At 55.4% G+C, this 16,293-nt stretch carries 13 protein-coding genes; 4 read left to right on the plus strand and 9 right to left on the minus strand.

What is annotated here, in order from left to right; all coding sequences use genetic code 11:
* Nucleotides 1-391 precede the first annotated feature (391 nt).
* The 4 genes from MFP24_RS14295 to MFP24_RS14310 form a co-directional block, all read right to left on the minus strand.
* The gene (locus MFP24_RS14295) at nt 392-1,342 is read right to left on the minus strand and encodes an aliphatic sulfonate ABC transporter substrate-binding protein (RefSeq protein ID WP_249231057.1); all 951 of its coding nucleotides are present in this window, start codon (nt 1,340-1,342) and stop codon (nt 392-394) included.
* Nucleotides 1,339-2,193, minus strand: coding sequence for an ABC transporter substrate-binding protein (locus MFP24_RS14300; RefSeq protein ID WP_249231056.1), 855 nt, complete (start codon nt 2,191-2,193; stop codon nt 1,339-1,341). Before MFP24_RS14300 ends, MFP24_RS14295 begins: the two co-directional genes overlap by 4 nt.
* Complete coding sequence (locus MFP24_RS14305; RefSeq protein ID WP_249231055.1) at nt 2,190-3,323, minus strand: LLM class flavin-dependent oxidoreductase; 1,134 nt, start codon at nt 3,321-3,323, stop codon at nt 2,190-2,192. The genes MFP24_RS14300 and MFP24_RS14305 overlap by 4 nt, the downstream gene beginning before the upstream one ends.
* Before the next feature lie 195 nt (nt 3,324-3,518).
* Nucleotides 3,519-3,884, minus strand: a complete 366-nt coding sequence (locus MFP24_RS14310) for a winged helix-turn-helix transcriptional regulator (protein WP_249231054.1) — start codon at nt 3,882-3,884, stop codon at nt 3,519-3,521.
* Between the two features lie 138 nt (nt 3,885-4,022).
* Here MFP24_RS14310 and MFP24_RS14315 point away from each other — a divergent pair, with 138 nt between their 5' ends.
* The 3 genes from MFP24_RS14315 (at nt 4,023) to MFP24_RS14325 (ending at nt 7,046) form a co-directional block, all read left to right on the plus strand.
* Nucleotides 4,023-4,982: an alpha/beta hydrolase family protein gene (locus tag MFP24_RS14315; protein WP_249231053.1), complete on the plus strand. Its 960-nt coding sequence runs from the start codon at nt 4,023-4,025 to the stop codon at nt 4,980-4,982.
* A 205-nt stretch (nt 4,983-5,187) separates the two neighbouring features.
* Complete coding sequence (locus MFP24_RS14320) at nt 5,188-5,784, plus strand: TetR/AcrR family transcriptional regulator (RefSeq protein WP_249231052.1); 597 nt, start codon at nt 5,188-5,190, stop codon at nt 5,782-5,784.
* A 56-nt stretch (nt 5,785-5,840) separates the two neighbouring features.
* Nucleotides 5,841-7,046, plus strand: a complete 1,206-nt coding sequence (locus MFP24_RS14325) for an MFS transporter (RefSeq protein WP_249231051.1) — start codon at nt 5,841-5,843, stop codon at nt 7,044-7,046.
* 85 nt (nt 7,047-7,131) lie between these two features.
* On the opposite strand, the gene MFP24_RS14330 is transcribed toward MFP24_RS14325, so the two are convergent.
* Nucleotides 7,132-8,502 carry a cation:dicarboxylate symporter family transporter gene (locus MFP24_RS14330; RefSeq protein WP_249231050.1) on the minus strand — a complete coding sequence of 457 codons (1,371 nt, stop codon included), beginning with the start codon at nt 8,500-8,502 and terminating at the stop codon, nt 7,132-7,134.
* A 234-nt stretch (nt 8,503-8,736) separates the two neighbouring features.
* Here MFP24_RS14330 and MFP24_RS14335 point away from each other — a divergent pair, with 234 nt between their 5' ends.
* Nucleotides 8,737-9,474 carry a GntR family transcriptional regulator gene (locus MFP24_RS14335; RefSeq protein ID WP_249231049.1) on the plus strand — a complete coding sequence of 246 codons (738 nt, stop codon included), beginning with the start codon at nt 8,737-8,739 and terminating at the stop codon, nt 9,472-9,474.
* 88 nt (nt 9,475-9,562) lie between these two features.
* Here MFP24_RS14335 and MFP24_RS14340 read toward each other — a convergent pair whose 3' ends face one another.
* The 4 genes from MFP24_RS14340 to MFP24_RS14355 all read right to left on the minus strand — a co-directional run bounded on the left by MFP24_RS14340 (nt 9,563) and on the right by MFP24_RS14355 (nt 16,267).
* Nucleotides 9,563-11,674 carry a beta-galactosidase gene (locus MFP24_RS14340; RefSeq protein ID WP_263458508.1) on the minus strand — a complete coding sequence of 704 codons (2,112 nt, stop codon included), beginning with the start codon at nt 11,672-11,674 and terminating at the stop codon, nt 9,563-9,565.
* Nucleotides 11,671-12,633 (minus strand): nucleoside hydrolase, encoded by a 963-nt coding sequence (locus MFP24_RS14345; RefSeq protein WP_249246719.1) that lies wholly within the window; start codon nt 12,631-12,633, stop codon nt 11,671-11,673. Before MFP24_RS14345 ends, MFP24_RS14340 begins: the two co-directional genes overlap by 4 nt.
* Before the next feature lie 200 nt (nt 12,634-12,833).
* Entirely contained in the window at nt 12,834-14,444 is a 1,611-nt protein-coding gene (locus MFP24_RS14350) for a carbohydrate porin (protein ID WP_249231159.1), read from the minus strand.
* A gap of 128 nt (nt 14,445-14,572) precedes the next feature.
* Nucleotides 14,573-16,267, minus strand: a complete 1,695-nt coding sequence (locus tag MFP24_RS14355; RefSeq protein ID WP_369075408.1) for an alpha-L-rhamnosidase-related protein — start codon at nt 16,265-16,267, stop codon at nt 14,573-14,575.
* Nucleotides 16,268-16,293: the final 26 nt, after the last annotated feature.

Consider the following 16,293-nt stretch of genomic DNA (forward strand, 5'->3'; position numbering starts at 1 on the left):
GCTAAAAAAAGCAGAGACGGCAAGCGCCGGCGGATTATCGATAAATCTAATTCGCCGGGCTCAGGCTCTGGAACTGAGGGTTGAACGATGAGCGCATAAAGCGCGCATTGGATATGGCAAACGCGGCGCCGATTCACGGATTCGGTATCTGCATCCTACCTTCGCAGGACAACGTAGGGCATCTGAATGGAAACCAGAACGAATTCTTTATGCTAAAAATATGTATAGAATGGGTAAATTGAGATGCTCACAGCAGATTTTCCCCGGCTTTAGCCGGGATGTGAGCGGTGATAGCGTCGGCGATGCGACGTATCGCCGGGAAAGTAACTTTTTAGCGACGCTCGGCGACGGCCCGCGTCGCTTTTATCAGCGAGCGGGCCTCCGTAAGTCCTCAGGGCGCGAGGGTGACGACGTGCTGACGAATATCCGGGCGCTTGGCGATAAGACCCTGTTGCAGATACCAGTCGGCGATATGCTCGATGTGGGCGATGGCGTCGTCATCCACCGGCGTAACCGGCACCGTGTTGACGCGGCCGAGCTGTTCCGCCAGCCCATTCCCCAACTGTCCCAATTGCGCCGCCCAGATTTTGCCCGCCTCCAGCGGATGGGCCTTGGCCCAGGCGTTCTCCTGCTGCAACACCTCATAGATCCACGCCAGTACTTGCGGATGGGCGCGATAAAATGCCTCGCTGACAAAGTAGCCGGCGGCGTTTTCCGAGCCCACTTCCCTACCGTTGCTCAACAACCGCGCGTCGTAGCTCTGCTGCGCCAGCGACAGGAAGGGATCCCAGACCGCCCAGGCGTCAACGTGGCCGCCGACAAAGGCGCTGCCCGTATCCGACGGGCTAAGATAGGATTTTTGCACCTCGTTTTCCGCAATGCCGGCGCTGCTTAGCGCCCGAGATAGCAGATATTCGCCGGTGCCGCCTTTATTCACCGCCACTTTTTTACCGCGCAGGTCGTTAAGCGAACGGATATCGCTGGCATTTCGCACCACAATGCCTTCGCCGTCGGCGGGCATCGCCTGATACGCGAAGAAGCGCAGCGGCGAACCGGCGGCAATGGCGGTGACAAACGCCGTGGAACTGCCGGTGGTGAGGTCGATCGAACCGGCATTCAACGCCTCATAGGCGGGCGCGGCGGCGGAGAAAGGCCCCGCCCACACCACCTTGACCTGATGGGCCGCCAACGCTTTTTCCAGCGTGCCTTTCTCTTTTGCCAGCGCCAGATCGGTGGGGCCGTGCAGGAAGCCGATGCGCAACGTGATGGTTTCGGCGGCGTGGGCCGCGCCGGCGCAAAGCAGCAGCGCGCCAAGCGCGATGCGAGTCATCCGGGATGTCATGCTGTTCTCCGATGTAAAAGCGTTAAGGCGGAAGGAATGAATCCCACCGCAAAAAGGTCGTCCGCCTGCCGCTGCTGTTCGGCGATTAGCGCGTCGTCAGCGGGAGTAATCCCCCACGGACGCGCCGCCAGACTCTGTCGCCACTCCGTTGTCCGAATGGCGGGATTGAGATGCCGGGCCAGCAGGCGCGCGGCGATGTCAGTATTCTGCACAATCCAGCGATCGTTTTCCCCCAGTATTTGCACCACCCATGCGGCGGCGGCGGGATGGCGATTCAGCCACGCCTGACGTGTCCAGAACACCGAGCGATTGACGATCTCGTCACCCACCGACGCCAGCGTCACGATACCGGGCGCGGCGCGGGCGCGGGTGAGCCAGGGGTCAATCGCCAGCCAGCCGTCGATTTCACCGCCGAGCAGCGCATCCAGCGCCGACTGGCCCTGAATGTCCAGCAATTGAACGTCATCGCGCAGCAGGCCCTGCTTTTGCAGCAGGCGGGCAAGGAAGTGATCGGTAAAAGAGCCCACCATCCCCGCCAGTCGCTTCCCCCGCAGCGAGGTGAGATCCTGCCCCGCGCGCGCCAGTAATGCGCAACTGGCGTCGCGCGGCGGCGAACTGGCGAGATAGGCCACCGCCAGACCCGCCGTCTGCGCGGTGATGGGCGGGGTCGAACCGGTGCCGACCACATCGACGCGGTTTTCGGCCAGCCACTCGCCGCTGCGCGCCCCCTGCTGATAATCCAGCCACTCCACCTGCCAGCCGCGTGCCGCCGCCAGTGGTTCGATCGCGCCGCGGTGACGCAGGATAAATAGCGATAAGTTATTGGGATGGCTGCCAAGACGTATTTTCATTGCGCCTTGCCCTCTGCGTCGATCGGACGATCCCACAGGTTGCTCCAGGTGAAGGCGTTATCGGCGTTATCCGACGCCGGGGCGAGCGCCAGGCGCGGCAACACCAGTTCGCTGAAACGATAGGCTTCTTCCAGCAGGGGAAAACCCGAGAGAATAAACACCTCGACGCCCGCGTCCTGATAGGCGCGCAGCGTGCGTTCGACGGTTTCCGGACTGCCGACGATGGCGGTGCCCGGCCCCGGCCGCACCAGGCCGATGCCGGCCCACAGGCCGCTATAAATCTCCAGCTCGCGCGGATCGGCGGGTTTTCGGTCGTTGTGCAGCGCGCTCATGCGCGACTGGCCGACGGAGTCGGAGCCGCCGGCGAGCCGTTGCCGCGCCTCGATAGCCTTGTCGTCCATGGTGGCATAGAGCGCGTCGACGGCCTGCCAGGCGAGTTCATCGGTTTCGCGCACGATGACGTAAAGGCGAATGCCAAATCGCAAGCGGCGTCCGTGCTTTTCAGCGCGCGCCTTTACCTGGGCGATTTTCTCTGCCGCCTGCGGCGGCGTTTCGCCCCACGATAGATAGGTATCGATGTGCTTCGCGGCGACTTCCTGCGCCGCTTCAGACGAGCCGCCGAACCACAGCGGCGGCGGCGCGTAGCCGCCATTGGTCAAGGCCAGCCGGGCGTTATCGATATGCAAATGCCGCCCCTCGAAGGTGACGGTTTCTTCGTCCAGCAGCGGACGCAGCACCTGAAGAAATTCGTCGCTCAGGTCGTAGCGTTCGTCGTGGTCGAGGTGCAGGCCGTAGGCGCCGAGCGTATTTTTATCCCCGCTCACCACATTCAGCAGCACTCGGCCTTTGGAAAACTGGTTGAAAGTAACGGCCATCTTGGCCAGCAGCGTCGGTGAAATTAAACCTGGCTGAATGGCGATTAGAAACTTCATCCGTTCGGTGTAGGGGATCAGCGCAGCGCCCAGAATCCAGGGATCGTGTGCGCCGGTGGCAAGCAACGCGCCGGTAAAACCCAGATGATCGACGGCGCGGGCGATCTGCTGAAAGTAGGCGTAGTTGACCTGACGACTGCCCGATGAGGTCCACGGCTGCGGGCCGTCTGGCGCCGTGAGGTACCAGTATATTTCCATGCAGTCTCCCTAAATCATTAAACTAAAAGACACACACTATTAACAAATGGGCGGAGTGAGAGGAAATGCGCATATTGGAAAAGCTTAGAACTTGTCCCAGTAGATTGATGTGGCTACAGATCTTGCGGAAAGGAAGTACGCTGACACCAGCCCGCGCTGACCAGTAATCAGCATCGACGATCGCGGCGCTTTTGGCTAATGCTGCCGCGTATCAAAGCGCTGTCTGGCTGTTTTGATGGCATCCCAGTTGCTGCCAATCCACTGCACCAGGTGCTGCATCGGTTCCAGCAGGCTGAGGCCAAGCTCGGTAAGTTCATATTCCACTCGCGGCGGCACCTGCGGAAATACTTCCCGCGACAGAAAGCCGTCACGTTCCAGGTTGCGAAGCGTCGTTGTCAGCATCCGCTGGGAAATGCCTTCCACCATCCTTTGCAACTCGGAAAATCGCGCGCGATTGTCTGGGGTTCTGGCCAGCATCACCACCAGCAGAATGCTCCATTTATCCCCGACCTTCGACAGGAACTGACGCATCACTTCCGACTCTTCGTTCTGGCACATCATGGGGACGGAACTCTTCGTCGTCTTCTGCCCTTTTTTCATAGTTACCTCAATGTTAGCTAGTGCGGCGAAACTGCCTACTTCTCATTTCTTCAATCTCATATCATCATGTAGGTATTCAATAGTAACCAGGGAGGATGTATGGTCACAGCGCAATCGAACGAAGCGACTTTTGCGACCACAGGCGGTGTTATTGATACGCCTGCTGCCGTTGTTTCCGTCTGCCCCGTCGTACTGGCCGCGCCCGATCGCGGTGAGCGATTGCAGTTGCGGGTTTCCGCCCCGGTTACCGGACGCGAGCTTCCGATCATCCTCTTTGCGCACGGCTTCGGTAGTTCAATGGACGGCTATGCCCCCCTGGCGGACTACTGGGCGGCTCACGGCTTCGTCGTCATTCAACCCACTTTTCCCGACTCAAAGCGATTGGGCTTCAAGCCGGATGACCCCCGCTGGCCGTTGATCTGGCGAATTCGCATTGCGGATATGAAGCGCATTCTCGACCAGCTCGACGTCATAGAGGGCGCGGTTCCAGGGCTTGAAGGCCGCCTAGGCCGAGAGCGGATCGCCGCAGTCGGCCATTCATTCGGCGCCCATACCGTGGGGGTTCTGCTGGGGGCAAGGGTGATGCATCCTGACGGAAAGCAGTATGAGGCGCTGTCCGACGCTCGGATCAAAGCCGGCGTGCTGCTTGCCGCAGGTGGGCGCGGCGGCGCCGATCTCAGCCCGTTCGCCGCCGAGCATTTTCCGTATCTAAATATCAACTATGATGAGATGACGACGCCCACGCTGGTGGTGGCCGGCGATCGCGATCGGTCACCGCTGACGGTTCGCGGTCCAGATTGGTTCACCGATGCGTACACCCTGAGTCCTGGAGCCGATTGGCTACTCACCTTGTACGAAGCAGAGCATATGCTTGGGGGAATTTCCGGGTATCTGGTGACGGAAACAACGGATGAGAATCCTGATCGTGTGGCTATGGTTCGGCGGCTCACCTGGGCTTACTTGCGCACGGCACTCTATCCCGCAGATCCCGCCTGGCGTGCCGCTTGCGCGGAGTTGAACCAGGCCCCCCACCCACTCGGCCGCGTCGAGAGCAAATAGGCATCCTTGCCTTTTCAAGTGTTATATCGACCCCCGATCAAGGTATCGCTGTTGGCATTCATCACCGACCGTAGTCGCGTTCCGGCAAAATGATCGTGAATGCGAGACGTCAGTAAGTCCGCTATTTCTATAGGGACGGCGGCGTTGACATAGCCGATGTTCAAATGCACAATCAGACAAGTCTGTCTGTTTTGAGAATATCGTTATGGCTATTCGTTCAAATGTCCCTGGACCGCGAGAGCGCATTCTTGCCACAGCATCGCAATTATTCTTCCAATACGGATGTCGCGCCGTTGGCATCAATAAAATAATCGCGCAATCAAACGTCGCCAAGGCCAGTTTTTATGAGCATTTTCCTTCCAAAGAACTATTAATTTTAGCCTGGCTCAATGAGCGTGAAAGCTTATGGCTCACGGAATTACGCCGGCGTTTGATGGACGCAGATACGCCTCAACGGCGAGTATCCGCCCTTTTCAGCATGTGGCGCAGCCAAATCAATACGGAAGGTTTCCGTGGATGTGGATTCAACAATACGGCCGGCGAGTTCGCTGACGAACGCAGTCCGATTCGTGAACGCGTTCGTGAACACAAAAACCGGTTACGGGTTTTAATTTCTGAAGAAGCGTTGGGAGTGTACCGTCCGCTATTGTCTCAAGAACATTTCAACGCATTAGCCAATGGGATCTATTGCCTTTTCGACAGCGCGATTATTCAAGCTCAAAGCCTGATGGACGAATGGCCTCTTCGGGCCGCTGAACTGACTGCGCAATATCTTGTGAACCAGTATCTTGCCGGGGGATGATATGAATTCATCAGTGGCGATCGGACTGTGGTCTATCAGCTATCGGTTCGTCTTTAATGGATAGCTCCAAAACCACTCAAAATACGCCAGTATTTCAATTGGTGGGCGCGGGACTCCTGATCGTTGCTTCGACCTACGGATTTGCACGATATAGCTACGGGTTATTCGTTCCGGCGATCAAATCGGAGTTCGGCCTTTCACAAGTCGCTATCGGTACAATCGGCAGTTGCTCATACATCGGTTATCTTTTGGCTACGCTGTTTAGTCCGATGCTTTCGCGCTATGCGGGGGTTCGACTGCCGGTCGTTCTGGGTGGATTGGCGGCGGCAAGCGGCATGACAATTGTCGCCTTGGCGAATTCATCCGCCGTTCTTGCTCTCGGCGTCATGCTTGCCGGCTGTAGCCCAGGGCTCGCTTATCCTCCGCTGGCGGACGCCATCAAACAATTATGCCAGGCCAGGTTCCAAAATCGCGTCTATGCCTTAATCAACTCCGGGACAAGTTTCGGCATTATGATATCGGGCCCCTTGGCGCTGACTGTCGGAACAGGCTGGCAATCTGCCTGGCTTCTTTTCGCTGCCATCGCTTTCGCCGCCACCTTATGGAGTTTCTTTGTCATGCCGGCGGCAAAAAAAGAGTTGGCTGGTACGCCAAAGGACGCGGCTGCGTCTAATCGGACGGCCATTGCTGATTTGGTAAAAGAAAAACTGACGGAGCCATCGGTTAGACGTCTATTTATAAGCGCCCTACTTTTCGGCATTGCAACCTCAGTCTATTGGATTTTCTCGGTCGACCTTATTACGGCCGGCGGGCGGACAGCATCGCTCAACGGCGTGCTATTTTGGATCGTCATCGGCATCGCGGGCATCATGGGCGGAGCCGCAGGCGATCTTGTCACCCGTTACGGACTCAAAAAAACATTAAAATGGTCAACGATCGCTATCGCTGCCGCCATTGCGCTGCCCGCCTTCGCCTGGGGAACCAACACGGCCGCGACATTGCTTTCGGCGACGGCTTTCGGAGCAACCTTCATTCTTATAACCGCGCTTTACGGGATCTGGAGCGTCGCCTGCTTTCAAAACTCGCCGTCCGTGGGATTCGGCATCACTTTTTTCCTCATATCGGCCGGACAGTTGATTTCCCCCCCGATTGCCGGTCTTCTGGCTGAGCGCTGGAGCCTGCCGGTTGTTTTTCAATTATCTGCGGCGACAAGCCTTTTTATACTGATTATGCTGCCTGCAAACGATATGCGAAATATGTGATTATCGTTGTCATCATGTTATCTAGCCTATCACTATGCCGCAGCGGCCATATTCCATCATTATCCGGGAATACGGCCGGCGCCGTTCAGGGCCGCGGCGATGACTGCTCCGGCTCCTGATGTTCGGGCAGCATTTCGCCATTATCCAACGCTTCGTCTTCCTGCGCCGTGTCCGGGTAAAGCTCCGGGTAGAGATGCCGTTCGGCCTGCCTGGCGTCGAAAGTGTCGGACCATTTGGCGACCACCACGGTCGCCACGCCGTTGCCGACGGTGTTGCAGGTGGCGATCGCCATCGACATAAAGCGGTAGACGCCGAAAATCAGCGCCAGCCCCTCAACGGGCAGGATGCCGGTCGATGTCACGGTGGCGGCAAATACCACGAACGAGCCGCCGGAAACCGTCGCGGCCCCTTTGGAGGTCAGCAGCATCAGCAGCAGGATGCCGATCTGAGTTTCCAGCGACAGCGGAATGCCGTAGGCATGGGAGATAAACATCACGCCCATGGACATAAAGATGGATGTGCCGTCAAGGTTAAAGGCGTAGCCCGTCGGCAGCACCAGCCCCACGGTCTGCTTGGCGCAGCCCAGGCGTTCGAGCTTGATCAGCATGCGCGGCAAAACGCTTTCGGAGGAGGCGGTGCCGAGGACGATGATCAGCTCATCCTTGATATAGCGCAGGAAGCGCCAGATGCTAAATCCCGCCAGCCGGGCGATTAGCCCCATACCGAGGATAACGAAAAGCGCAATCACCGCGTAAAACACCAGCACCAGTTCCGCCAGGGCCAGCAGTACGGAGGAGCCGTTGCTCCCCACCGAGTAGGCCACCGCGCCGAAGGTGCCCAGCGGCGCGAGCTTCATCACCAGATTGATAAACGCGAACAGCACTTCGGAGATCATATCCAGGCTGTCGTTGACCCGCTTACGCCGATCGAGCGGGATGGCGAGGATGCCGATACCCACCATTACCGCCAGCACCACCACCTGTAACAGTTCCCCTTTGGCAAAGGCGCCGATGAAATTGTCAGGTACGATATGCAGCAAAAATTCGCCGAAACCGGGCGTGGTCGCCGCCTGGATATCCAGCGCGGGAGCGCCGTTTTCCGGCGGCGACATGCCGCTGCCGATCTTGATGACATTACCCGCGATCAGCCCCAGGAGCAGGGCGAAGGTCGACACCACTTCGAAGTAGACGAAAGCGCGCCAGCCTACCCGCCCGGCGCTGCGGGCGTCGCCCGCGGAGGCGATGCCGTGAACGATGGTCAGGAAGACCAGCGGCGCGACGCCGGCCTTGATCAGATTGAGGAACATATCGCCCAGCAGCTTGAATTGCGTGGCGAATGACGGAAAAATAAAGCCGACGACAATCCCCAGAATGAGTGAGATGAAAACCTGGGTTCCCAGACGGCGATACCAAGGTATCCGTTTAGCTGTGCCTGATGTGACATGGGAAGTATTCATTGCGTTTTGTATCCCCCATGATTTAGAAAAAAAGAAGTAACCAGAGGACCCTGAGATGGGGAACCATCGGCAGCCCTCACTCGATATGTCCGAACTTGTTTGTATCGATATGTTCGTACATTTTGAAAATAATGTGTTTCTTTGTTACGGGACAGTAGTCGTTTTCACATTCTGTGACGCACCGCGTATTCACTTAGTTTTATAATTATTTTAAATGGCTTAACGGTTATAAAAATGGGCAAACTCAACTACACCCAACTGGCGCGCCAGTTAATGGAAGGTATTACGCAGGGAGGTTTTCCGCTGGGTTCGCTGTTGCCTACCGAGCTCCAGCTGTGCGAACTCTATGGCACCAGCCGCCACACCGTGCGTGCCGCCCTTAATGAGCTGCAACAGCTCGGCCTGGTTACGCGCCGGAAAAATGTCGGCACACGGGTTACCGCCACTCAGGTACGCAACGATTTTCAACCGACGCTGGCGTCGCTTGATGAGCTGATCCAATTCGGTAAGGAACATATTCGCGCAGTCCAGAGCATCGGCCCCATTCAAGTGACGGGCGAGCTGGCCAAAGAGCTTTCCTGTTCCCCGGACAGGCTGTGGCTGCGCATTTCGGGCATGAGGCTGCAGGAAGGCGGGCGCCTGCCGATCGGCTGGACCGATATCTATATCGAGCCGGACTATGCGGAAATCGTGGCGGACGTGCACCGGCAGCCGGGCACGCTGGTCTGCTCGCTGATCGAGAACCGTTTTGGGCGACGCGTGGCGGGCGTCCGGCAGGAGATCCGCGCCTGCACCGTGACGAATGGCGCGATGGCGAAAGCGCTGCGGCTGAAAACCGGCGCCGCCGCGCTGAAGATCGTGCGGCATTATCTGGATGTTACCGGACGGGCATTCGTCATTTCGGTGACGGTGCATCCGGAAGAACGTTTTTCCGTGGTGCTACAGCTCAGGCGGTCTGATATGGCAAAATAATCGTTGCCGTAGTCCCGCCATAGTCCCGCCAGCCCCAGCGGATGCAAACAGGCACGCCGACGGCATGCCTGTTCGCCAGGTGAAAATATCACCGCCGGACGGTATTTTCTTCGATAATACTCACTCCCCAGGCCGGCAGGGTGAGCGATTGGTTTTTCTTCACCGGCTTATCGCTCAGCAGCTCTTTCCCCTCCTCCCAGTGATACGTCACCTGGGCGGCGGCGGCCGAGTAGTTAAACAGAAAATGCAGCGCTTTTCCCTGCTGATTGGTGCTGTGCCGGACGATCTGCGGGAAGGTCAGCTGCTGATCTTGTCCCCATAATCCGGCGTTTTTCACCGCGTCCGCCATGATTTTTGCTATCACCGCGTCCGAGGGCATAAACCCGATATAGGTCGCCTCGCCCTTGCCGTACTGATTCCGGGTTACCGCGGCATATTGGCCCCATACCGGATGATCGTAGCTGGCCAGCACTTTCGCCGTTGTCGGTTTGATCAGCTCCATCCACCAGCGCGCCTGATTCTCTTCCGCAGTCACCTGATAAGGGTTGTCCTTTAGCCCCACATTTTCCGGGATAGTCACCTGGCTGTATTCGATTCCCGCCGCCGGCGCGATAATACCGGGCTGTTGCGTGGCGCGAACTTTCACATGCTGGTCGGAAAAACCGCTCTTGAAGGTGTAAACGATATGACCGCCCTGTTTGACATACTCGTTCAGACGCCGCAGTTCCGCGTCCGAAGCCGAATAGAGCGCCGGAACCACCAGCATGGAATAGCGGCTGAGATCGTCGGTTGACGAATCAACGAAATCCGTTCCCACGTTCATGCGGTACAGCGCATTATAAAAAGGCCGCAGCACATCGTTATATTCTATGGTGGACGTCCAGCCGAATTTAAACCAGTTAAACGCCGTTAGCGCCTGATTGCTGAAATACAGCGCCACCTTGTTATCTTTTTGCAGATTAACCAGCTGCGGGCTCAGCCGGGCAAAATCCGCGCCGATGGTTTTGGCCTCCCGATAGGTTTCATTCGGTTGAAAATCCTGATTCAGCAGCCCGCGCCAGTAGGTTTCTATCGAGTTCGCCGTGGTGCTCCAGTGCCAGTAAGCCACCATGTTGGCGCCGGAGGCGATATGGCTGAAAGCCTGCAGGCGCAGCTGACCGGGGTAAGGCGTCCATTCAGGAAATCCCTGCGCCTGCGTTTCGATAACGTAGTAGTTTTTCCCCTGCTTCATTGAACGAGTCAGGTCGCCGCCGAAGGCAATCTCCTCCCCGGTAAGCTTATCCTGCGTGGGGTGATAGATATCCACGCCCGCGACATCCAGATTTTTCGCGGCGCTGAACTGATCGACCCGCGGCTGAATGCCATAGGAATAGCCGCGCCAGTCCAGATCGAAATTCTGCGTAACAAACTGCCCGGGGCGAGCGTACTCCTTCACCAGGCTAATCTGCCAGTTAAGGTAATCCGTCACCAGTTGGCGCTGGAACAGCGAAAACTCGGAGCCGATGCTGGCATTCACGGTTCCATCGACCGATAACAGATCGTCCCATTTATTAATGCGGTGGCTCCAGTAATCCATGCCGAAATCACGATTAAACGCCGCGATATCCGGGAATTTCCGTTGCAGATGTTTGACGAACATCGCCTGTACATTGGGACCGCTGCTATCATAATGCTTGGTTTCATTGTCGACCTGATAGCCGATCACCGCCGGGTGATCTTTTACATGCTGCATCAGTTTTCGAATGACGTTTTCCGCGTGACGGCGAAAGTCCGGGTTGGTGATATCCATATTCTGCCGCGGACCGAACTTATATTGTCCCTGGGGGGTTACCGCCAGAATATCCGGGTATTTTTTTACCAGCCAACTCGGCACCGCATAGGTCGGCGTCCCGACGATCACTTTTATTCCCGCTTTCCCCATGGCGTTCAACACACGGTCGATATGGCTGAAATTGAATACGCCCTCTTCGACTTCCAGCGAACTCCAGGTCGATTCGGCGATGCGCACCACGTTAATGCCCGCCTCTTTCATCATCTTGATATCGGCGTCCAGGCGATCGTAGGGCATGTACTCGTCGTAATAGGCCACCCCGTAAAGTAATTGATCGCCGACGGCCTGATTCTCCGCATTGCCCGGCAACGGGAGCAGCGCGCCGGCAAGCAGAGCGTACTTCAGCGCTGCGCGGGTAGAGTTGCTCATTTTTTATCCCCATAGGTTAGCGCCAGCTTGGCGTAGAAATCCTCCAGCGTGAAACGGGCGTCAACGGCGTTATATACGCGAATCTGGCGCGCGCCGGGCTGCGGCGCGTAGGTGAGATCGTCGTTGAGCCGTGGCGCATCGCGCAGGGAATAGTTGTATTCATGCTCGTCGAGCAGCAGAGAGACGGCCGGGTTGTCCCCCAGTACCCATACCTCGCTTTTCGGCCAGGGCATGTCTTTGATAACGTCAGAAATCATCTTGTTGAAATCAACCAACTGCCGCCACAGATATTCCCCTGTTTCACCTTGCGGTTTGACGCGCGCGGCCAGCTCCGCCAGCGAGACGCGGACCGACATATAGACATTGTGCGGCACTTGCCACAGCGCCACCTGCGACGTAAAGACCTCATTCGCGGCGACAGGGTCGTTGAACATATTGTATTCCCAGCCGCCTTGCGGGTAAGGCATGCCGCCGATCCATACCACCGTCATCCTGGAAGCAATGCGCGGTTCGGCCCGCAACGCGGCCGCCACGTCGGTGATCGGACCCAGCACCAGTACGAACAGCGGCTTGTCGTCTGCACGCAGCGCTTCGCGGATCAGCGTCTGCGCCCCCTCGCTCAGCGCCGGGCTGACGCCGTCTTTTTTCAGCGCCGCCGTCGCCCCGCGATAAAGGGGAACCTCCGTTTTGCCCATCACCCGCGTCAGCCGCTGCAGCTCCTGATAGCTCTCCTGCATGCTGCCGGCGGCGTCGCGCCGCATCAAAGGGGCGGTATTGGCGTAGTGCGCGGCGATCACGCCTTTCACGATAAAGGTGGGCGTCAGCAGCGCGTGGGCCACGGCGAAGTCGTCGTCGGCCTCGTTTTTGGCGTCGCTGCTGATGATGACCCGTACCTGTTTGCGTTCGACGACATCAAAGAGAGGCTGCGCGATAACAAGCGCAGGCGCTCCCAGAAGCATGAACAAAAATAGACTAACAACGCCGCGAAGTCTCACCTTCATTAAACTGTGTTTATTCATTATTAACCCTTCTCTATATTGACATCCAGATATCCCTCTCTTTATTCAATGTCTGGATGTTCTCAAATATGCTGATGAGATATTGCACCAATGACGCCGACAATCACCTCACCAATGGCGGTTATTTAAACAGCCGCTTATTACCACCAGACTTCCGCCTGTACGCCTAAGGTAAATTGATCGCTCTTACTATCTGCAAACTGGAATTGACTAATTTCATTATCCAACGCCTTCAAATAAGTGCCATAGAAACGAATTTCAGGACGAGAATTCAGCATACTGGTGTCCACTTTGATGGTATGAAATAACGTGGTTTTATAACCAGATTCATGATATTCCGCACCGCCCTGTTTATTCTTCTGATCAAACCATCCCAATTCAATACCGGTTTGATTATTGTTTTCCCATATATATGCAGGACGAAGAACCGCGCGAAAACTTTCAAAATAGGTATGCGATCCGGTATCATAACTATATATATCACTGCCGCGAGAATAGACTAAAGCGTTAGCCATGATAACTTTAGGATGTAAATAATTTTCACCCTGAGAGATTAAGCGAAACGCTTTTCCATAGCTGTGCTCGCCATAATAGTCGTCATTATAACCATAGGACGGGTTGGCGTCGGAAATAAGTGCAAAACCGCTGGCGATGGAATTATCCGCCCCTTGCAGGGTTAACTCATTAAACCCTCCGTCAGTGAAGTTCTGCCTTAAAATAACGCCGGCATGCCAGGAATCTTTCACGCTGTAATAGCTGCCGTCATTTTCCTTGCTACGCGTGGTGTCGTTATGGTTAGCCATCGCATATCTGCCAAATACCTCCAGCGTAGCTTTATCCCACAGTGGAAGCTCTTTATAGCGCAAGTCAATAGAGTTGGTATTGACCTGCTGCGAATTACCTGACGTCGCGTAATCCACCGCATGGGCGTTAAGATCCTGACGCGTCAGCGCTACATTCACCTTACCCGGCCCAACCTGCCAATTTTCGATACCGACGCCGGCCCCCGCGTTGGTGCGGTGACTCTTCCAGTCCAGCATCTGGATTTCATAGACCGGCATATTGTGTTTGCCCACCCAGAAATCCGCTTCCGGCGCGAATGGCAGAAAGCCCTTAGTGGTCAAATAAATATCTGAAAATGCCAGTACATTTTCCGAATCCTTGTCAAACCATCCGCCGTTGTATTGCAAACCGACATTACCATCCAGCATAACCACGGCTTTAGCCGTTTTTCCATTCTGATCATAGACTTTCTGCGACAATTCCAGATCGAACCAGGCGCCGTTTTCGTTACCGAAACGCCCCACCGAACCGATCGCGTAAGACTTCGGCGCGCCGCGCGTACCGGTCGCCCATCCTGAACGGAAATATCCCCGATAGTTGAAGCCAATATCATCTTTGATGAATTTGCTGAGTTCATGCAGCGTCAGCGATTTTTGTTCCGTCACGGCCGCCGACTGCGGTGTTCCCGCCGGCTGTGTCTGGACTACTTCGGTGACAATACGTTCCTGACCCGTCGGTTTTTCAATACTACCGGCGGCGACCGCCGTCTGCCGGCGTTCGGCTAGCGCTTTATACTCTCGTAGTTCTTTTTTTGTCGATTGTAATTCTTGATTATTCTCTGCTAATTGTTTTTCCAATAAGGCCAATCGTTCTTCTATCGTTAACGTTACCGCTATCGCACTATTAGATAAAATCGCTGAAGATATTAATAATACAATAAGTTTCAGAGGGTAGTGTTTTTTACGCATAATATTTTCCAAATAAAATACAGAGTTAAAATAAAAAAAATAACCCGTGATGCCATCAATAGCATCCATGAACGATTTATAATAAAAAGCCGCCGTGCGGTAGCCGTACCTGTGTAATATCTGTTTTTCTATTTCCTAAATTTATCTCGGATAAAATAACATGGCGTACAACTCCACGCGTGACAATAACTGTTAATTTGTTTACTGCCATATGGCGAAGCTTGAGGATCCTTTGGATCAAAGGCTTCCCAGAAGGTATCCGTCCCCGCTTTTATCATTCCTCCCCAATAGTTTTCGACCAATTCTTTAGCCTGTGCCGTTAACCCACTTTGCACCAGCGCATCAACCATATGATGATATAAATAAGGAGTCAGCGGCCGAATTGCCTCAGGCATCGCCATTACTTTCCGTAAGGAAACGGCGCTTTCATGCTGTGGCAATACATTAGCCAATGCCATCCATATTTGGGAAGCCCAGGATACTTGTCGATTTTTCCCGCTAATAAATAGCTGTAATGTCGGATCATAAAATACGTTTTTGGCGGCAACAGTCATTTTTGTTATTTTTTCAATTACTCCGTCCATATTTTCCGTCGGGAGAATCGCCGCTGCCAGCTCCACCAAACGCCGACAACTATAAATCAGCAACCCCTGCATGGCAGCCTGTTTATCCATTCCTTGTGTTGCGGCGGCCTGATCCTCTCCGCTATTCCAGTCGATAAAAACATAATCTTTGTCCGGCGCAATAAAAACGCCTTGCTGATTAACATGTTGCAACAGCAAATCGATTTGCTTTTTCGCTATCGGCCACAGTTCAACGGCGGTGGCTTTATCCTGACTGGCACGGAAATAATCCAGCAAAACGCAGCCAAACAGCGCGGCATAATCAAGCAATACCACTTCGCCTATTCTGGGCGTGGGCTTTTCATAAACACATGCCGTGACATAACCGTCATCGCGTTGCAGGCCGGCAAACAGATAAAGACAGCGGCGCACCAAATCCGTATTGTTGAAACTGACATAGTTAGCCAATGCCTGCAGGCGCAGATCGCCCAGCCATAGGCGGCGATCCCGTTTCGGACCATCTTCGAAAACCGTCTGCATACATTCATGCAGCGTCCTGATACTGGCTTTATCGATATCCCGCCACAATGCGCCGTCATACTGCGCCGGAAGGTGCTTATCCTCGCCGGCCGATGACACCGCCTGAACCTGGATATCATCAAATGTGACGCTAAAGTTGGACGAGGTGGCAATCACGTCAATTTTCACATAGCGAAAAGATTGCCGGCGGGCAATCCTTACCGGCGCGGGCAGAAAATCGACATTAACGATCTCTTCCGGCAGCCAGGCCGCGCTAATCCAACCGTTATAAGGATAAAGGGGTTCCGCAACATCAGTGACCACTTCGCCGAAGGTCAGGCGTAAACGTGCCGGAGAATCACAGGAAACGTCCTTCCAACCTAAAACGAACGTTAAGAATCCCGTGTAATGATCGCCGAAATCGACAATCACGCTGTCTCCCGTTTTAAAAGCGCGCCGCGCCAACGCATCGATGCTGGCGGTTTTCTGCATGACATACCCCAGCATGTGACTTTTATCCGCTTTCGGCTCTACCACCGACAGCGGCGGATAAGGCACCTCCGGCAACGCCGGCCTTAGGGATTCAGCCAGTTGCAGATAACGCTGAGCCGGCGTCATCGCGGCGTCAGCGATGTTCGCCCTACTCGGCGAGTCGGTTTTCGCCTGCGCCCCCTGAATCGGCAAGACTTTGATACAAGAAGCGACCGCAGCGGCTTTTATCAGTAATTCTCGTCTATTCATGCCAATATCCGCCCAACAGAGATAAA

The organism is Brenneria tiliae (genome assembly GCF_023347575.1).
GTDB classification, from domain to species: domain Bacteria; phylum Pseudomonadota; class Gammaproteobacteria; order Enterobacterales; family Enterobacteriaceae; genus Brenneria; species Brenneria corticis.

Coding starts and splice junctions, on each gene's coding strand:
- MFP24_RS14350 (WP_249231159.1), bottom strand. CDS start 14,444: ATGCGTAAAAAACACTACCCTCTGAAACTTATTGTATTATTAATATCT.
- MFP24_RS14345 (WP_249246719.1), bottom strand. CDS start 12,633: ATGCTTCTGGGAGCGCCTGCGCTTGTTATCGCGCAGCCTCTCTTTGAT.
- MFP24_RS14300 (WP_249231056.1), bottom strand. CDS start 2,193: ATGAAAATACGTCTTGGCAGCCATCCCAATAACTTATCGCTATTTATC.
- MFP24_RS14295 (WP_249231057.1), bottom strand. CDS start 1,342: ATGACATCCCGGATGACTCGCATCGCGCTTGGCGCGCTGCTGCTTTGC.
- MFP24_RS14335 (WP_249231049.1), top strand. CDS start 8,737: ATGGGCAAACTCAACTACACCCAACTGGCGCGCCAGTTAATGGAAGGT.
- MFP24_RS14315 (WP_249231053.1), top strand. CDS start 4,023: ATGGTCACAGCGCAATCGAACGAAGCGACTTTTGCGACCACAGGCGGT.
- MFP24_RS14310 (WP_249231054.1), bottom strand. CDS start 3,884: ATGATGTGCCAGAACGAAGAGTCGGAAGTGATGCGTCAGTTCCTGTCG.
- MFP24_RS14325 (WP_249231051.1), top strand. CDS start 5,841: ATGGATAGCTCCAAAACCACTCAAAATACGCCAGTATTTCAATTGGTG.
- MFP24_RS14340 (WP_263458508.1), bottom strand. CDS start 11,674: ATGAGCAACTCTACCCGCGCAGCGCTGAAGTACGCTCTGCTTGCCGGC.
- MFP24_RS14330 (WP_249231050.1), bottom strand. CDS start 8,502: ATGAATACTTCCCATGTCACATCAGGCACAGCTAAACGGATACCTTGG.
- MFP24_RS14355 (WP_369075408.1), bottom strand. CDS start 16,267: ATGAATAGACGAGAATTACTGATAAAAGCCGCTGCGGTCGCTTCTTGT.
- MFP24_RS14305 (WP_249231055.1), bottom strand. CDS start 3,323: ATGGAAATATACTGGTACCTCACGGCGCCAGACGGCCCGCAGCCGTGG.
- MFP24_RS14320 (WP_249231052.1), top strand. CDS start 5,188: ATGGCTATTCGTTCAAATGTCCCTGGACCGCGAGAGCGCATTCTTGCC.